Genomic DNA, 15,474 nt, shown 5'->3' with positions numbered 1-15,474 from the left:
TTAGGGGAATTAGCATGAAAGAATACAATTTAAATGATACCCATTTACTTCAACTAGATAGCCAAAAAGACCCGATTGCGTTACACACGGAAGACTTACATGTCTTTTACGGGGACAATGAGGCTATCAAAGGTGTTGATTTGCAATTTGAAAAGAACAAAATAACCGCCTTAATTGGACCTTCTGGTTGCGGTAAATCCACGTATTTACGTTCGCTAAATCGTATGAACGATGGCATTGCCAATTCACGTGTTACTGGAAAAATCATGTATAAAGATGTCGATGTCAATACGAAAGAAGTTGACGTCTACGAAATGAGAAAACGCATTGGCATGGTTTTTCAGCGGCCCAATCCATTTAGTAAATCTATCTATGAAAATATCACATTCGCATTGAAACAGCATGGTGAAAAGGATAAGAAAAAATTAGATGAAATCGTTGAAACAAGTTTGAAGCAAGCCGCACTTTGGGATCAAGTGAAAGATAACTTAAACAAAAGCGCCTTAGCTCTGTCTGGTGGGCAACAACAACGTTTGTGTATCGCTCGGGCAATTGCGATGAAACCAGATATTCTGTTGTTAGATGAACCGGCAAGCGCGTTAGATCCGATTTCAACAGGAACGGTTGAAGAAACGTTAGTGAATTTAAAAGATGATTACACGATCATCATTGTGACACATAACATGCAACAAGCGGCGCGGATTAGTGACTATACAGCTTTCTTCTATATGGGTAAAGTCATTGAATACGACCATACAAGAAAAATCTTTACACGACCAAAAATTCAAGCAACGGAAGACTACGTTTCAGGACATTTTGGTTAGGAGGAGCAAGATGGGCAAAGAAATTATTTCATCAAAAGATTTACATTTATATTACGGGAAAAAAGAAGCATTGAAAGGCATTGATTTAACTTTTAATCAAGGAGAATTAACTGCCATGATTGGTCCTTCTGGTTGCGGGAAGTCAACGTATTTACGTTGCTTGAATCGTATGAATGATTTAATCCCAGACGTAACTATTACTGGAAGTGTCGTCTATAAAGGAAAAGATATTTATGGACCGAAAACAGATAACGTTGAATTACGTAAAGAAATTGGGATGGTTTTCCAACAACCTAATCCATTTCCATTTTCAGTTTATGAAAATGTGATTTATGGCTTGCGCCTAAAAGGAGTCAAAGACAAGCAAGTCTTAGATGAAGCAGTTGAAACCAGTTTGAAAGCTGCTGCCGTTTGGGAGGATGTCAAAGATAAACTTCACAAAAGTGCACTTTCACTTTCTGGTGGACAACAACAGCGGGTTTGTATCGCTCGTGTTTTAGCTGTGGAACCAGATATTATTTTATTAGATGAACCAACTAGCGCCTTGGACCCAGTTTCTAGTGGTAAAATTGAAAACATGCTGTTAACATTAAAAGAGAAATATACCATGATTATGGTGACACATAATATGTCACAAGCATCACGGATCTCTGATAAAACGGCCTTCTTTTTACAAGGTGATTTAATTGAATTTAATGACACGAAAAAAGTATTTTTAAATCCAAAAGAAAAACAAACAGAAGATTACATTTCTGGTAAATTTGGTTAAAAGGGGGAAAAAGAATGTTACGGACACAATTTGAAGAAGAACTATTGAATCTGCACAATCAATTTTATGAAATGGGTATGATGGTTAGTAGTGCCGTCCATAAATCCGTGAAGGCATATATTAATCATGATAAAAAATTGGCTCAAGAAGTGATTGATCGCGATATTGAAATTAATGATATGGAAGTCAAACTTGAGAAAAAGAGTTTTGAAATGATTGCGTTACAACAACCAGTGACAACAGACTTACGTATGATTATCACTGTTATGAAAGCTAGTTCGGATTTAGAAAGAATGGCGGACCATGCCGTTTCAATTGCTAAATCAACGATTCGCTTAAAAGGAGAAACACGTATTCCTGAAATCGAAAAAGAAATTTCAGATATGTCTGATTATGTGAAAAAAATGGTGGATAATGTTTTAATCGCCTATGTTAAAACGGATCAAAAAGATGCACGAATGATTGCACAAATGGATGATCGTACTAATGAATATTTCGATAGTATTTACAAACATGCCGTAGAAGCAATGAAAGCTAATCCAGAAACGGTCATTAGCGGAACTGATTATCTACATGTGGCACAATACTTGGAAAGAATTGGCGACTATGTCACAAATATTTGTGAGTGGATTGTTTACTTGGCAACTGGTAAAATTACCGAATTGAATAGTAATCGTGACGAACAATTTTAAGAAAAACAAATAAAAAAACTAGGAGACGGCCTTTTTTAGACCAATTCCTAGTTTTTTTAGCGTAAAATGAGCTGATTTTATAAAACTAGTCCTTACTAATGAGAAGAAATCGTTCTTAAGTCCTATGACAAATGATCAAAAACAAGGCATAATAATGCATGTAAGGAAAACACTATTGAGTGAAAAATTTGCTAAGGAGGCAATATCCATGAAAGAAAGAGAACGCGTATTAGAATTAGTGAAAAAAGGTATTCTAACGTCAGAAGAAGCGTTAATTTTATTAGAAAATATGGCAACTGAAAAAGATGAAAAACAAATCGAAAAAGCTGCTGAAAAAGTTGATACACAAAATATTGGAACAACAAATAAAGAAGATCAAGTCGCAGATTTAATGGATGCATTAGAAAAAGGCGAATCAGAAGGACCTACTGTTGATTCGTTTGAAGAAAATAAACAGGACAGTGCAGAAAAAGATCGTGAAAACTTAGAAAGAATTCTTGATGAGTTAGCAACAAAAGCCAATCGTGCTTCGGCTGAATTGGACGAAGTCAACGCAGAAATTGCCGGCATCAAAGAAGAAATTAAAGAAGTCGCTGAAGAAATTGGAACATTAGATACAAAAGAAGAATTAGATGCATTAACAGAAGATGAACAAGTTCAACGAAAAGACTTGCACGTTTTACTTGCACAATTAGAAGAAAAATTAGCGACTCAAAGTACTGAAAAAACAGCACTGGAAGAAGAACTAAAAAACATTCGTAAAGAACAATGGAAAGGTCAATGGAATGATACAAAAGAAAAAGTTTCTTCTCAATTCTCTGAAGAGTGGAAAGATCAAGCCACAGACACCTTTAACCAAGTCGGCGGCAAAGTTGCCGAAGTTGGCGGCCAAGTGGGAGAATTCTTGAAAAAAACATTTAATTCTTTCAGTGACACCATGAATGATAATGTGGAATGGAAAGACATTAAAATGAAAGTTCCTGGTGTGGCAACAACTAAGTTTGAACATGAGTTTAATTATCCAAATCCACAAGCAAGTTTAATTGATGTCAAGGTAGCAAATGGTACCGTGGTTTTCAAAACTTGGGATCAAGAAGATGTGAAAGTCGAAGCAAAAATCAAATTATATGGTAAAATGGCAGGAGATTCACCAATGGAAGCTTTCTTAGAACGAAGTGACATTGATGTGGATGATGAAACGATTTCTTTCCAAGTGCCAAACAAACGGGTGAAAGCAGATTTAACGTTCTATTTACCAAAACGCACTTACGATCATGTATCTGTTAAATTATTAAACGGAAATGTCTTAGTAGAAGAGTTAACAGCGAAAGATGTTTACACAAAATCAACGAATGGGACGATTACGTTTAAAAAAATTGATGCAACTATGTTAGAAATTGAAGGCGTGAATGGTGAAATTAAAGTCCTAGAAGGAACGATTTTAGATAACATTATTGAAACAGTCAATGGTGATGTGTCTATTTCCGCGGCACCAGAAAGTCTAAGTGTCTCTCTGATTAATGGAGATATCCGCATTACAGCTAAAGAAAAAACGCTTCGCCGTGTTGAAGCAAGCTCTGCAAATGGGAATATCAAGTTGGCCTTGCCAAATGACTTAGGCGTTGAAGGGCAAGTGAAAACGAATTTAGGTAGTATTAACAGCCGTTTAACAGATATTGAAGTTGTTCGTGAAAAGAAAGATCGCGGCAATCAACAATTACATTTTAGACGTGTACTGGAAGAATCAATGGCTCAAATTAATGCTTCTACAACAACGGGAAGTATTTTCCTAAAAGATACGGATAAATAATTAATAATTTTAAGCTAGATGGGCTGACGAATCAGCCTTTCTAGTGTAAAATTTAGTAGACGAGGTGAAAACATATGAAAAGAAAACTAACAAAATCTCCGAATAACGTGGTTTTAACAGGAAGCTTAGCTGGGATTGCTGATTGGCTAGGAATTGACCCAACAATTATTCGTGTCGTTTATGTCTTGCTCAGCTTTTTCTCAGCAGGATTTCCAGGCATTCTCTTATACATTGCCTTAGCAGTCTTGATCCCTTCTGGAAGAACAGGAAGCGATCGCGGCTACGGCCATCAAAATCCTTATAATAGAAATGTTCGCAATGAAAATCCTTATGCTGCCAATAAAAAGCAACGTAAAGAAGCGGAAAAAATTGATGATGACGAATGGAGTGACTTTTAATGACATATTTTCAGCGATTGGTTGTTAATACACTGACATTCATTTCTTTATCAGTTGTTTTTCCTGGCATGATTCATGTGAGAGGCATAATGCCTGCAATTATTGCCGCCTTTGTTCTCTCAATCCTAAATATGTTGGTGAAACCAGTCTTAACAATCTTGTCGCTCCCATTTACTTTATTAACGTTTGGTCTATTTAGCTTTGTTGTCAATGCAGCGATTTTACAAATGACCTCGTTTTTTGTGGGGGAAATGAACTTTGGCTTCTCAAGTTTTTGGGCAGCGGTGCTAATGGCTGTAATTATGTCAATTGTCAATACGATCGTTACGGATCACAATTTATCTAAATATGAATAAAAAAGCCTGAAGAACGTAGCATAAAATGCGTTCTTCAGGCTTTTTCGATGGTTAAATTTTCTAGGTGACATTCTGGATGACGGCTGATATAGCCATATAAAATGTTTAAAAAATCAACTTGTTGCTTCGAGTAATGCTCAATTGTTTTCGGTGATTTTTTGGGCATGATTTTTTTTGCTAGTTCAAGCGGTGAATATTTTTGAAACGTTTGTTTAGTTACAACACGTGTTGCTACCACCAAGCCTTGGTAAATTAAATAGTATTTGATTTTTTTCTGACAAGGTAACCACATCAGTTGCCAATCTCGTTGGTTAGCTTGACTAATTCGTTGATTTTGGTTTGCAAAGCGCGTCAGAAAGAGCCAATCTTCTTTGAGTTTTGCCGCTTTTTCGAAGGCTTGTTTTTCAGCAGCTTCTTGCATTTGTTGAGCAATTCGTTTGATTGGTTCTCGTCCTTGATTATGGAAAAAGTCGAACAATTCTTGTTGAAATAGTTCGGTCGGAATGGCACTCTCTTTTTGAAAGGTTTGATGCCAATAGTTGGTTGGGACGAGATCGTAGATACTATCCAAAATTATTTTTAAACGGTTTAATTTTCGACGAATCGAATAAGGACCAAAACAGTTCTTTTTAGTGGGAATATTTAAGAGTTTAATCTCTAATTGCCGCTCATTAACGGCTACCGATACATAAGAATATTGTTCATAAGCATTCATTTGGCGATTGTAACGCGGTCGATACTGTTGAATCAGTTGACATTCTAGGAGGAGCGCATCCAATTCTGTGTCAGTATGGAGAACATCGAAGTCTATAATTTGTTTGACTAAACGCATCGTCTTTCGAGAATGTTGATTACTATTAATAAAATAGCTCGACACGCGATTTTTTAATTTTTTGGCTTTACCCACATAAATAATTGTGTCGGTTGCGTCTTTCATTAAATAAACACCCGGTGTTAACGGTAATTGATGGGCTTTTTCCTTTAAATATTCTTTCATAAGTTTCCTCTTTTCTTAAAAGGATCGGCTTCAAGTATACAAAGTTTTCTGAAATAGTCAAGTGACAGAAATAGCATAGATAATTTCAAAGAAAAATAGTTTCATTTTTTTGAAATATGATAATTCTAGGAATTATCTAGTGAATAGCTAGAAACTTGTATTTTTAAATGATAAAATATAACAAGTAGCAGAAAGGACTGACATTCGATATGACAGAAGTGGTAAAGATTTATCAACTGGTAGAAAATCTTTCTTTAGAAGTAGTATACGGAGATGAAGAAAGCTTAAATAGAACAATTAAAACTGGTGAAATTTCCCGGCCAGGCTTAGAATTAACTGGGTATTTTAATTATTATTCCCATGACCGTTTACAATTATTTGGGAGCAAAGAAATTACCTTTGCGGAACGAATGATGCCTGAAGAGCGTTTATTAGTGATGCGCCGTTTATGTGCGAAAGATACTCCAGCCTTTATAGTATCCAGAGGACTAGAAATCCCCGAAGAATTAATTACAGCAGCAAAAGAAAATGGGGTTTCTGTATTACGTTCACCGATTTCAACTTCCCGTTTACTAGGGGAACTATCCAGTTATTTAGATGGCCGTTTAGCTGTTCGGACAAGTGTCCACGGAGTTTTAGTTGATGTTTATGGACTTGGTGTTTTGATTCAAGGAGATAGCGGTATTGGTAAAAGTGAAACAGCTTTAGAGCTTATTAAACGTGGACATCGGCTAATCGCAGACGATCGTGTCGATGTTTATCAGCAAGATGAATTAACCGTGGTTGGAGAGCCACCAAAAATTTTGCAGCATTTAATTGAAATTCGTGGTATCGGAATTATTGACGTCATGAATCTGTTTGGAGCTAGTGCGGTCCGCGGCTTTATGCAAGTTCAATTGGTCGTTTATTTAGAGGCATGGGAAAAAGACAAGAAATATGATCGTCTTGGTAGTGATGATGCAATGGTTGAAATAGCTAACGTTGATGTCCCTCAGATTCGTATTCCTGTTAAGACCGGCCGAAATGTGGCCATTATCATTGAAGTAGCAGCAATGAACTTCCGCGCGAAAACAATGGGCTATGATGCAACAAAAACGTTCGAAGAGCGCTTAACCCGTTTGATTGAAGAAAATTCAGGAGAATAGAAGGAGAAGATGTGATGATGTTAGCTCAAGTAAATTCAATTGCATTTCGCCTTTTCGGTATTCCCGTCTATTGGTATGCAATTATTATTGTTTCAGGGATTGCTTTAGCTGTTTGGCTAAGTAGTCGTGAAGCCGTTCGTGTTGGTTTAAAAGAAGATGATGTCTTTGACTTTATGCTCTGGGGATTACCTGCAGCAATTGTTGGCGCGCGCTTGTATTACGTCGCTTTTCAATGGCAAGACTATGTAGACAATCCGATTGAAATTTTCTTTACTCGAAATGGTGGCTTAGCGATTTATGGTGGTCTTATTGGTGGGGGACTGGCGCTGTTTTTCTTTACGCGTCATCGTTTCATTTCTACATGGACTTTTTTAGATATTGCTGCACCAAGTGTGATTTTAGCGCAAGGAATTGGTCGCTGGGGCAACTTTATGAATCATGAAGCCTATGGGCCAGCGACCACCAGACAATTTTTAGAAAATCTCCATTTACCAACGTTTATCATTGATAACATGAATATCAACGGAACGTATCATCAACCAACATTTTTATATGAATCTGTCTGGAATGTTTTAGGCTTTATCGTTTTAGTGTTATTACGCAAAAAGCCACACTTTTTAAAAGAAGGCGAAGTCTTTTTAGGTTATATAATATGGTATTCTTTCGGCCGTTTCTTCATCGAAGGCTTACGGATGGACAGTTTGTATGCGTTTAGTAACATTCGTGTCTCACAATTGTTGTCTTTAGTGATGTTCGTGGCAGCAATTGTTATTGTGATCGTTCGTAGAAGAAATCCCAATTTGAAATTTTACAATCGGGAGAAACAAAAGAAAAAAATAACAACTTCTTAATCCAACTTGATCGAAGAATATGGTAAACTAAAGAAGTAACGTTGTTTAGCGAAAGGAGAGTTTCACCGATGAAACAAAAAGTCGCTGTTTTAGGTCCAGGTTCCTGGGGGACAGCTTTAGCTCAAGTATTAGCCGAAAATGGACACGAGGTCTGTATTTGGGGAAATAAACCAGAGCAAATCGATGAAATAAATACAAAACACACCAACAAACATTATTTACCAGAATTAATCTTACCTACTTCAATTCAGGCAACCACTGATTTAGCCACTGCTTTAGTAGATGTGGATGCGGTACTGTTTGTGGTACCAACTAAAGCCATTCGTTCAGTAGCACAAGAAGTGGCCCAACATTTAAAAACAAAACCAATTATTATTCATGCAAGTAAAGGGCTCGAACAAGGTACACATAAGCGGATTTCAGAAGTGATAGCGGAAGAGATTCCAGCAGAAAAACGGCAAGGGATTGTGGTTTTATCTGGTCCAAGCCATGCAGAAGAAGTCGCTGTTCATGACATCACAACCATTACAGCAGCAAGCGAAAATTTAGCAGACGCTGTGTATGTGCAAGAGTTGTTTATGAATGATTACTTTAGAATTTATACGAATGATGATGTGATTGGTGTAGAAACAGGGGCGGCCTTAAAAAATATTATTGCTTTGGGCGCCGGAGCGATTCATGGCTTAGGCTTTGGTGATAATGCCAAAGCGGCAATTATGACTCGTGGTTTAGCAGAAATTAGTCGTTTAGGGGTTGCGATGGGAGCAAACCCATTAACATTTATTGGTTTAAGTGGTGTTGGGGATTTAATTGTTACTTGTACAAGTGTCCATTCTCGAAATTGGCGTGCGGGTAATTTATTAGGAAAAGGCCATAAGTTAGATGAAGTCTTAGAAAACATGGGTATGATTGTGGAAGGTGTTTCAACAACTAAAGCAGCCTATGAATTGGCACAACAATTAGAAGTCGAAATGCCAATCACAGAAACAATCTACAATGTCTTGTACAATGACGAAGATGTACAACAAGCAGCAAAAGAAATCATGTTGCGCGATGGCAAAACCGAAAACGAATTTACACTTGATTTTTAGGAGGAAAAAAGATGAAAGTTAAAAAGGCAGTTATTCCAGCAGCTGGGTTAGGAACACGTTTCTTGCCGGCTACCAAAGCGATGGCAAAAGAAATGTTACCGATTGTTGATAAACCAACGATTCAATTTATTGTAGAAGAAGCACTAGCTTCAGGAATCGAAGATATTTTAATTGTGACAGGCAAAGCCAAACGTCCGATTGAAGATCATTTCGATTCAAATGTTGAATTAGAAAATAACTTAAAAGAAAAAAATAAAACCGATTTATTGAAATTAGTCGAAGAAACAACGGATGTTAATTTACATTTTATTCGTCAATCCCATCCGAAAGGCTTAGGACACGCTGTTTTACAAGCGAAAGCATTTGTTGGCAATGAACCTTTTGTCGTGATGTTAGGCGACGATTTAATGGAAGATAAAGTGCCATTAACGAAACAATTAATGGATGATTACGAACAAACACATGCTTCGACAATTGCGGTAATGAAAGTACCCCATGAAGATACTTCAAAATATGGTATTATCAACCCAGAAAAAGAAATCGAAAAAGGACTATACAATGTCGAGAATTTTGTTGAAAAACCAAAACCCGAGGAAGCACCAAGTGATTTAGCGATTATCGGCCGTTATTTATTAACCCCTGAAATTTTTGATGTACTTGAAAATCAAAAACCAGGCGCTGGTAACGAAATTCAGTTAACAGATGCGATTGACACTTTAAATAAAACACAACGCGTTTTTGCTCGTGAGTTTAAAGGAGAACGTTACGATGTTGGCGATAAATTTGGGTTTATGAAAACAAGCATTGAATATGGTTTGACTCATCCAGAAGTAAAAGATAATTTACGAGAATACATTATTAATTTAGGTGCTCAATTAGCGAAAAAAGAGCAACCAAAAGAAAAATAAATAAAAATAAGCGTAAAATTTCAATTCGTTAGAAGGAAATTTTACGCTTATTTTCTTAAAGAAAACGGCATGAGAATTTTATAAAATAAATTGTCATTCTTAGCTTTATGAGTTGTGAAAAATATAAGTTGGTGTTATCCTAAGATTATAAATAAAATTTCAGAGGGGAGTAATGATATGTCAGGTGGGGAAATTGCTGCCTTAATTGCAGCGGTAGCATTTGTTGTTTTAGTCATCTTTTTAGTACTTGTGTTATATAAAGTTTCTCAAGTTGTTTCAAAAATTGAAGATACAATTGATGAAACAAATACAACAATCAAAGTCGTGACTAGCGATGTGAATGTATTGAGTCGCCAAGTGGAAGGCTTGCTTGTTAAAAGCAATGAACTATTAACAGATGTGAATCAAAAAGTGGCAACGATTGATCCGTTGTTTACGGCCGTTGCTGATTTAAGCGAAAGTGTCTCTGAATTGAACACCTCAAGTAAACATTTGATTACAAAGGTAGGAACCGTAGGGAAAGGCACAGCGAAAGCTGGTTTAGTGAGTAAAGTAGGCGGTTCTGCTTTTAGAGCAATGCGTTCAAAAAATAAAAAAACAAATAACTAATTGGAGGAGATTTTTATGGCTAAAAAAGGCGGATTTTTCTTAGGAGCAGTAATTGGTGGAACAGCAGCAGCCGTTGCCGCATTATTACTTGCACCAAAATCAGGTAAAGAATTACGTGATGATTTATCAAATCAAACAGATGATTTAAAAAACAAAGCGCAAGATTACACAGATTATGCTGTTCAAAAAGGAACAGAATTAACAGAAATCGCAAAACAAAAAGCCGGCGTTTTATCAGATCAAGCCTCTGATTTGGCAGGTTCTGTCAAAGAAAAAACAAAAGATTCATTGGATAAAGCACAAGGTGTTTCTGGCGACATGCTTGATAACTTTAAAAAACAAACAGGTGATTTATCTGATCAATTTAAAAAAGCAGCTGACGATGCTCAAGATCACGCAGAAGATTTAGGTGAAATTGCCGAAGATGCAGCAGAAGATATCTATATTGACGTTAAAGATTCTGCGGCAGCGGCCAAAGAAACTGTTTCTGCTGGTGTCGATGAAGCAAAAGAAACCACCAAAGATGTTCCTGAAAAAGCTGCAGAAGCAAAAGAAGATGTTAAAGATGCAGCGAAAGACGTAAAAAAAGAATTTAAAGGGTAACAAGCGTTTAGCTTATGAAAGTTAGCAACGGATCGTGTTGCTTTTGTTCAGTGGCTTACCTTAAAATTTAGAAATGAGGCCATCAGTCCGGTTGACTGATGGCCTCATTTTATTTTTATGCTATTCAATAATTTGCAATTCTTTGGTTGTCTTAGTGAATGGTTCGGAGCCTGTTTTCGTTACGTGTAAACAATCTTCAATACGAACGCCTACTTTTCCAGGAATGTAAATACCGGGCTCAATAGAGAAACACATACCTTCTTCAATGACTAAATCATTGCCATGAACCAGCGATGGGTATTCATGGACAGTGGTTCCAATGCCATGGCCTAAGCGATGGTTAAAGTATTCACCATAACCAGCTTTTGTAATTACACCTCGGGCAATATCATCTAATTCGCCTGCTGTAACACCAGGTTTCACCGCTTCAGTTGCTGCTAATTGTGCTTCTAAAACAATTCCATAAATTTCTTTTTGGAAATCAGAAGGTTCCAAGTAGCTGACTGTTCGTGTGGCATCACTACAATAGCCATTATGAACGACACCTAAATCAAATAACACTAAGTCATGGGGCTCAATTTTTGTTTCGCCAGGTACCCCGTGAGGACTAGCTCCGTTTTTTCCTGTTAAGACTAACGTATCAAAACTCATTGAGCGAATGCCTTGACGTTTTAATTGATACTCGATTTCAGCAACAATTTCTTGTTCCGCAACGCCTGCTTGAATTGCTTTGAAGCCAATCTCAAAAGCGACATCAGCCCAACTACCAGCTTCTAGTAAACGTTGAATTTCAGGTTCTGTTTTAATTAATTGAAGTTTTTCAATTAAAGGCGTAACATCATGCGAAAAATCGCTAGCTGGGAAATAGGTTTTCAATTGATCGAAACGAGCTAAAGAAAGAGCTTGTTTTTCTAAAGCAAAGCGTGGTGTGCCTTGTGTTCGTTTATTTAATAAAGCCGCAATTTTTTCCCAAGGATTTTCGCTATCTAAATAACCATAAACGGGATAAGTCCAACTACTCTTTTCGGCATCTTCGACTTCCAATGCAGGTGTAAATAAAAATGATTGGTCGTCCGCAGCGATAAACAAAGCTAACACGCGCTCATGAGGTTCGCTTTCGTAACCGGAAAAGTAAGCGATATGACCAGGATCACTAATATAAGTGAAGTCAATCTTTTCTTGGTGCATCCAATTTTTTAAATCGGTAATTTTTTCTTGATTCATAAAACATCCTTCTTTCTTTTATTCTGAAGTGAATCACAGTACTATCATAACATGAAATGACAAAAAGTTCCTTTTGAAATGGAAAGTAAATTTTCATGAAAAAACGATAAAACGGTTGCAAAAATAGAAGAATTTTGATATTCTAGGCTAGGAAAGAAATGTAAACAGTGTTTTCAGAAAATGAGAACAAATTCATATTTATAGGAGAAGAAACATGGAAAAACAAACAATTACAATTTATGATGTTGCTAGAGAGGCAAATGTATCTATGGCTACTGTTTCTCGTGTTGTCAATGGTAATCCCAATGTAAAACCAGCAACGCGTAAAAAAGTCTTAGAAGTGATTGATCGCTTAGATTACCGTCCTAACGCAGTCGCACGTGGTTTAGCAAGTAAAAAAACGACAACAGTGGGTGTCATTATTCCAGATGTTAGTAATGCATTTTTTGCTTCATTAGCACGTGGCATTGACGACGTGGCTACAATGTATAAATATAATATCATTTTAGCTAATTCAGATGGAGACGATCAAAAAGAAGTTACTGTATTAAACAATTTACTTGCCAAGCAAGTAGATGGGATTATCTTTATGGGTCATCGCATTACAGATGATATTCGTGGTGAATTTTCACGTTCAAAAACGCCTGTTGTCTTAGCAGGTTCAATTGATCCAGACGAACAAGTCGGTAGCGTTAATATTGATTACACAGAAGCAACGAAAGACGCAACAGCGACTTTAGCGAAAAATGGGAACAAAAAAATTGCTTTTGTTAGTGGTGCATTAATCGATCCAATTAATGGTCAAAACCGGATGAAAGGCTACAAAGAAGCTTTAGCGGAAAATGGCTTGTCTTATAATGAAGGCTTAGTTTTTGAATCTGAATATAAATTTAAAGCAGGTATTAATTTGGCTGAGCGTGTCCGTAACAGTGGAGCAACAGCTGCCTTTGTTACAGACGATGAGCTAGCGATTGGTTTATTAGATGGGATGCTAGATGCTGGTGTGAAAGTTCCAGAAGAATTTGAAATCATTACAAGCAATAACTCATTGCTTACAGAAGTCTCTCGTCCACGTCTATCAAGTATTACACAACCTTTATATGATATCGGTGCCGTGTCAATGCGCTTATTAACAAAACTAATGAACAAAGAAGAAATTGAAGAAAAAACAGTTGTTTTACCTTATGGAATTGATCAAAAAGGTTCAACAAAATAAGAGAAAATTCTACTAGAAATGCAAAAAAGTACAAGAAGAAATCATTTTCATGATTTCTTCTTGTACTTTTTTGCATTCTGCTATTAATACACAGTAAGATTGAAAATTAAAATAAGATTAAGTTGATTAGAAAATCGGCTGGTAAAGCATTGCTTATGGTATCTTTAGATTAAAAAAGAGGTGTTTTTGTGAAGGTAAAAGAATTAACTGTCGAGTATGGTAATAGAACAATTATAGAAAATTTATCTATGCAAGCTGAATTTGGTGAAATAATTGGCTTAGTTGCTCCTAATGGAACTGGAAAAACCACGTTCTTTAATGCTATATCTGGTTTAATCCCTAAAAAAAATGGAAATATTAGTTTAAATAAGATTGATTACAATAGTAGAGGTGCAACGTATTTAAAAGAACTATTTTTTCTTGAAAGTAGTAAAAATTTATATGATTATTTGACGCCGAAAGAACATCTTGAATATATTAAAGCCGCTTGGAAAAGTAATAGCGATATAGAGCATATTTTTGAACAATTAAAGATGAAAGAATATCAAAATAGAACAATAAAAAAATTATCTCTTGGAATGAAACAACATGTATTATTAGCAATGTATCTAGCAAGTGATGCAACAATACTTTTGTTAGACGAACCTTTTAATGGCTTGGATCCTACTAGTGTTAGTTTATTCATAATGTGCTTAAAAGAAATAGTTTCTAAAGATAAAATAGTTATTTTATCTTCTCATGATTTGTATAATGTTGAACACACATGTACACGTATTTTATTTATGAAAAATAAAAAGCTGGTTGAGAATGATCAACGTAACCTTTCTTTACGTGAACAATATGATAACTTATATTTAAGAGGAGAAGAAAGAAATGCTTAAGATAGAAACGATAAAAATATTGAAAGAGAAGAGTCTGTGGTTTGTGTTTGTAGCCTTTATTTTAATGTTAATTTATCCGCTGCTAGCTCAACCCCAACAACTTTCTTTTAAAGAAATGCAATATGAAAACCGAATCAAAAATAACGAACAAGCGAAAGAAAAAATGAAAAATGAGCCTGCAGCAAAAGAAACTTTAAGTGAGATAGAAGATGAAAGTGAGCAATTAAGGAAAGCAATTAATGCCATCAAAATTGGTGATGAATGGGCTTTATTAGAAGCTGAGAAAAAATTGGAAGAAAGTAATTTAAACGCAATGTTAAAAGGAACGTTGTACAGTATACCAATTATTGAGCAACAAAAAAGAGTCAAAGAATTGCAATATTTATCTGAAAACAGGATCAAACAAGTGGATTCTTCTGAAGTTGCTAAAATGCCTGCTTTGAATTACCTAGGTTTTCTTTTATCGATGGATTTTCCATATACATTATTATTAATTATCCCTAGTTTAATGATTATAGCGCTCGCAACTTTAGAAAAAAGAAAAAATACTGTTTCTTTATGGAATGGACTTCCCTTAAAACTATGGGAAAAATATTCTATTAAAATAAGTAGTATTTTGTTTACAGTCGGATTGGTTTCTTATCTGTCAATCTTTCTTTCTGTAATCAGTGCATTTTTCAAAAATGGTCTGGGAAACCCTGATTATCCAGTCGCGATTATTGAAAAGGGACAAAGTGTTACAATCATTTCTCTTTCTAACTATTTGTCGAGAAGCCTAATTATGTTTGGTATGCTGTTATTAGCATTGACAGTATTCAGTTTCTTGCTTTCACTATTTACTGGAAATTTGATTGTTCATAGCTTGCTAATTGTTGGTGTGATATTATCTTCAGGAGTTAGCCTGATTTCCAATAAATTTTTCTTTACATCTTATATGAATTTTCCCAAAATTATTAATGGAGGAAATGGGTATGAGCCGATGGATGAGATAGGTCTCACATTTGATTTTTCTTTAAAGATGATAGTTGTCTATGTATTAATAAGTTTAATAGTATCTGCTATTGTTTTGAGAAACAGAAAGGGATTATTTTAGTTAAAAT

General features: G+C 35.8%; 17 protein-coding genes. 15 read left to right on the top strand and 2 right to left on the bottom strand.

The window, feature by feature from the left end; translation table 11 throughout:
• Positions 1-14: 14 nt before the first annotated feature.
• The 6 genes from pstB (IGL56_RS07235) (at position 15) to IGL56_RS07210 (ending at position 4,849) form a co-directional block, all read left to right on the top strand.
• Complete coding sequence (pstB, locus tag IGL56_RS07235) at positions 15-824, top strand: phosphate ABC transporter ATP-binding protein PstB (RefSeq protein ID WP_002357302.1); 810 nt, start codon at positions 15-17, stop codon at positions 822-824.
• Positions 825-834: 10 nt separating this feature from the next.
• Positions 835-1,593, top strand: a complete 759-nt coding sequence (gene pstB / locus IGL56_RS07230; RefSeq protein WP_002357303.1) for a phosphate ABC transporter ATP-binding protein PstB — start codon at positions 835-837, stop codon at positions 1,591-1,593.
• 14 nt (positions 1,594-1,607) lie between these two features.
• Positions 1,608-2,285, top strand: a complete 678-nt coding sequence (gene phoU, locus IGL56_RS07225; protein ID WP_002357304.1) for a phosphate signaling complex protein PhoU — start codon at positions 1,608-1,610, stop codon at positions 2,283-2,285.
• Between the two features lie 208 nt (positions 2,286-2,493).
• Positions 2,494-4,095 (top strand): daptomycin-sensing surface protein LiaX, encoded by a 1,602-nt coding sequence (gene liaX, locus IGL56_RS07220; protein WP_002357305.1) that lies wholly within the window; start codon positions 2,494-2,496, stop codon positions 4,093-4,095.
• Positions 4,096-4,169: 74 nt separating this feature from the next.
• Positions 4,170-4,493, top strand: a complete 324-nt coding sequence (locus IGL56_RS07215) for a PspC domain-containing protein (protein WP_002357306.1) — start codon at positions 4,170-4,172, stop codon at positions 4,491-4,493.
• Entirely contained in the window at positions 4,493-4,849 is a 357-nt protein-coding gene (locus tag IGL56_RS07210) for a phage holin family protein (RefSeq protein WP_002357307.1), read from the top strand. The genes IGL56_RS07215 and IGL56_RS07210 overlap by 1 nt, the downstream gene beginning before the upstream one ends.
• Positions 4,850-4,883: 34 nt before the next feature.
• On the opposite strand, the gene IGL56_RS07205 is transcribed toward IGL56_RS07210, so the two are convergent.
• On the bottom strand, positions 4,884-5,846 hold the full coding sequence (locus IGL56_RS07205) for a GIY-YIG nuclease family protein (protein ID WP_002357308.1): 963 nt from the start codon (positions 5,844-5,846) through the stop codon (positions 4,884-4,886).
• A 209-nt stretch (positions 5,847-6,055) separates the two neighbouring features.
• Between IGL56_RS07205 and hprK the strand changes: the two genes are divergently transcribed.
• From hprK to IGL56_RS07175, 6 genes are all read left to right on the top strand, one after another.
• A complete protein-coding gene (hprK, locus tag IGL56_RS07200; protein ID WP_002357309.1) occupies positions 6,056-6,991 on the top strand; it encodes an HPr(Ser) kinase/phosphatase in 936 nt (311 codons plus the stop codon).
• A 17-nt stretch (positions 6,992-7,008) separates the two neighbouring features.
• On the top strand, positions 7,009-7,842 hold the full coding sequence (gene lgt, locus IGL56_RS07195) for a prolipoprotein diacylglyceryl transferase (protein WP_002385872.1): 834 nt from the start codon (positions 7,009-7,011) through the stop codon (positions 7,840-7,842).
• A 68-nt stretch (positions 7,843-7,910) separates the two neighbouring features.
• Complete coding sequence (locus IGL56_RS07190; RefSeq protein WP_002357312.1) at positions 7,911-8,933, top strand: NAD(P)H-dependent glycerol-3-phosphate dehydrogenase; 1,023 nt, start codon at positions 7,911-7,913, stop codon at positions 8,931-8,933.
• 11 nt (positions 8,934-8,944) lie between these two features.
• On the top strand, positions 8,945-9,841 hold the full coding sequence (galU, locus tag IGL56_RS07185; RefSeq protein WP_002357314.1) for a UTP--glucose-1-phosphate uridylyltransferase GalU: 897 nt from the start codon (positions 8,945-8,947) through the stop codon (positions 9,839-9,841).
• A 177-nt stretch (positions 9,842-10,018) separates the two neighbouring features.
• Positions 10,019-10,450 (top strand): DUF948 domain-containing protein, encoded by a 432-nt coding sequence (locus IGL56_RS07180; RefSeq protein ID WP_002357316.1) that lies wholly within the window; start codon positions 10,019-10,021, stop codon positions 10,448-10,450.
• Between the two features lie 15 nt (positions 10,451-10,465).
• Positions 10,466-11,053, top strand: coding sequence for a YtxH domain-containing protein (locus IGL56_RS07175; protein ID WP_002381831.1), 588 nt, complete (start codon positions 10,466-10,468; stop codon positions 11,051-11,053).
• Positions 11,054-11,173: 120 nt separating this feature from the next.
• Here the strand turns inward: IGL56_RS07175 and IGL56_RS07170 are convergent, their stop codons facing one another.
• Positions 11,174-12,277, bottom strand: a complete 1,104-nt coding sequence (locus tag IGL56_RS07170; protein WP_002357318.1) for an aminopeptidase P family protein — start codon at positions 12,275-12,277, stop codon at positions 11,174-11,176.
• Between the two features lie 214 nt (positions 12,278-12,491).
• On the opposite strand from IGL56_RS07170, the gene ccpA reads away from it, so the two are divergent.
• The 3 genes from ccpA (at position 12,492) to IGL56_RS07155 (ending at position 15,467) form a co-directional block, all read left to right on the top strand.
• Positions 12,492-13,493 carry a catabolite control protein A gene (ccpA, locus tag IGL56_RS07165; protein ID WP_002357319.1) on the top strand — a complete coding sequence of 334 codons (1,002 nt, stop codon included), beginning with the start codon at positions 12,492-12,494 and terminating at the stop codon, positions 13,491-13,493.
• A 188-nt stretch (positions 13,494-13,681) separates the two neighbouring features.
• The gene (locus tag IGL56_RS07160; protein ID WP_002357321.1) at positions 13,682-14,374 is read left to right on the top strand and encodes an ATP-binding cassette domain-containing protein; all 693 of its coding nucleotides are present in this window, start codon (positions 13,682-13,684) and stop codon (positions 14,372-14,374) included.
• A complete protein-coding gene (locus IGL56_RS07155; protein WP_002392422.1) occupies positions 14,367-15,467 on the top strand; it encodes an ABC transporter permease in 1,101 nt (366 codons plus the stop codon). The genes IGL56_RS07160 and IGL56_RS07155 overlap by 8 nt, the downstream gene beginning before the upstream one ends.
• Positions 15,468-15,474: the final 7 nt, after the last annotated feature.

Source organism: Enterococcus sp. DIV1316a (assembly GCF_050536915.1).
Lineage (GTDB): Bacteria > Bacillota > Bacilli > Lactobacillales > Enterococcaceae > Enterococcus > Enterococcus faecalis.
The sequence above is the reverse complement of the archived record's forward strand: the minus strand, read 5'-3'. Positions and strand labels throughout refer to the sequence as shown.

Excerpts from the sequence above, each read along its gene's own strand:
- pstB (WP_002357302.1), top strand. The coding sequence starts at position 15 with ATGAAAGAATACAATTTAAATGATACCCATTTACTTCAACTAGATAGC.
- pstB (WP_002357303.1), top strand. The coding sequence starts at position 835 with ATGGGCAAAGAAATTATTTCATCAAAAGATTTACATTTATATTACGGG.
- phoU (WP_002357304.1), top strand. The coding sequence starts at position 1,608 with ATGTTACGGACACAATTTGAAGAAGAACTATTGAATCTGCACAATCAA.
- liaX (WP_002357305.1), top strand. The coding sequence starts at position 2,494 with ATGAAAGAAAGAGAACGCGTATTAGAATTAGTGAAAAAAGGTATTCTA.
- IGL56_RS07215 (WP_002357306.1), top strand. The coding sequence starts at position 4,170 with ATGAAAAGAAAACTAACAAAATCTCCGAATAACGTGGTTTTAACAGGA.
- IGL56_RS07210 (WP_002357307.1), top strand. The coding sequence starts at position 4,493 with ATGACATATTTTCAGCGATTGGTTGTTAATACACTGACATTCATTTCT.
- IGL56_RS07205 (WP_002357308.1), bottom strand. The coding sequence starts at position 5,846 with ATGAAAGAATATTTAAAGGAAAAAGCCCATCAATTACCGTTAACACCG.
- hprK (WP_002357309.1), top strand. The coding sequence starts at position 6,056 with ATGACAGAAGTGGTAAAGATTTATCAACTGGTAGAAAATCTTTCTTTA.
- lgt (WP_002385872.1), top strand. The coding sequence starts at position 7,009 with ATGTTAGCTCAAGTAAATTCAATTGCATTTCGCCTTTTCGGTATTCCC.
- IGL56_RS07190 (WP_002357312.1), top strand. The coding sequence starts at position 7,911 with ATGAAACAAAAAGTCGCTGTTTTAGGTCCAGGTTCCTGGGGGACAGCT.
- galU (WP_002357314.1), top strand. The coding sequence starts at position 8,945 with ATGAAAGTTAAAAAGGCAGTTATTCCAGCAGCTGGGTTAGGAACACGT.
- IGL56_RS07180 (WP_002357316.1), top strand. The coding sequence starts at position 10,019 with ATGTCAGGTGGGGAAATTGCTGCCTTAATTGCAGCGGTAGCATTTGTT.
- IGL56_RS07175 (WP_002381831.1), top strand. The coding sequence starts at position 10,466 with ATGGCTAAAAAAGGCGGATTTTTCTTAGGAGCAGTAATTGGTGGAACA.
- IGL56_RS07170 (WP_002357318.1), bottom strand. The coding sequence starts at position 12,277 with ATGAATCAAGAAAAAATTACCGATTTAAAAAATTGGATGCACCAAGAA.
- ccpA (WP_002357319.1), top strand. The coding sequence starts at position 12,492 with ATGGAAAAACAAACAATTACAATTTATGATGTTGCTAGAGAGGCAAAT.
- IGL56_RS07155 (WP_002392422.1), top strand. The coding sequence starts at position 14,367 with ATGCTTAAGATAGAAACGATAAAAATATTGAAAGAGAAGAGTCTGTGG.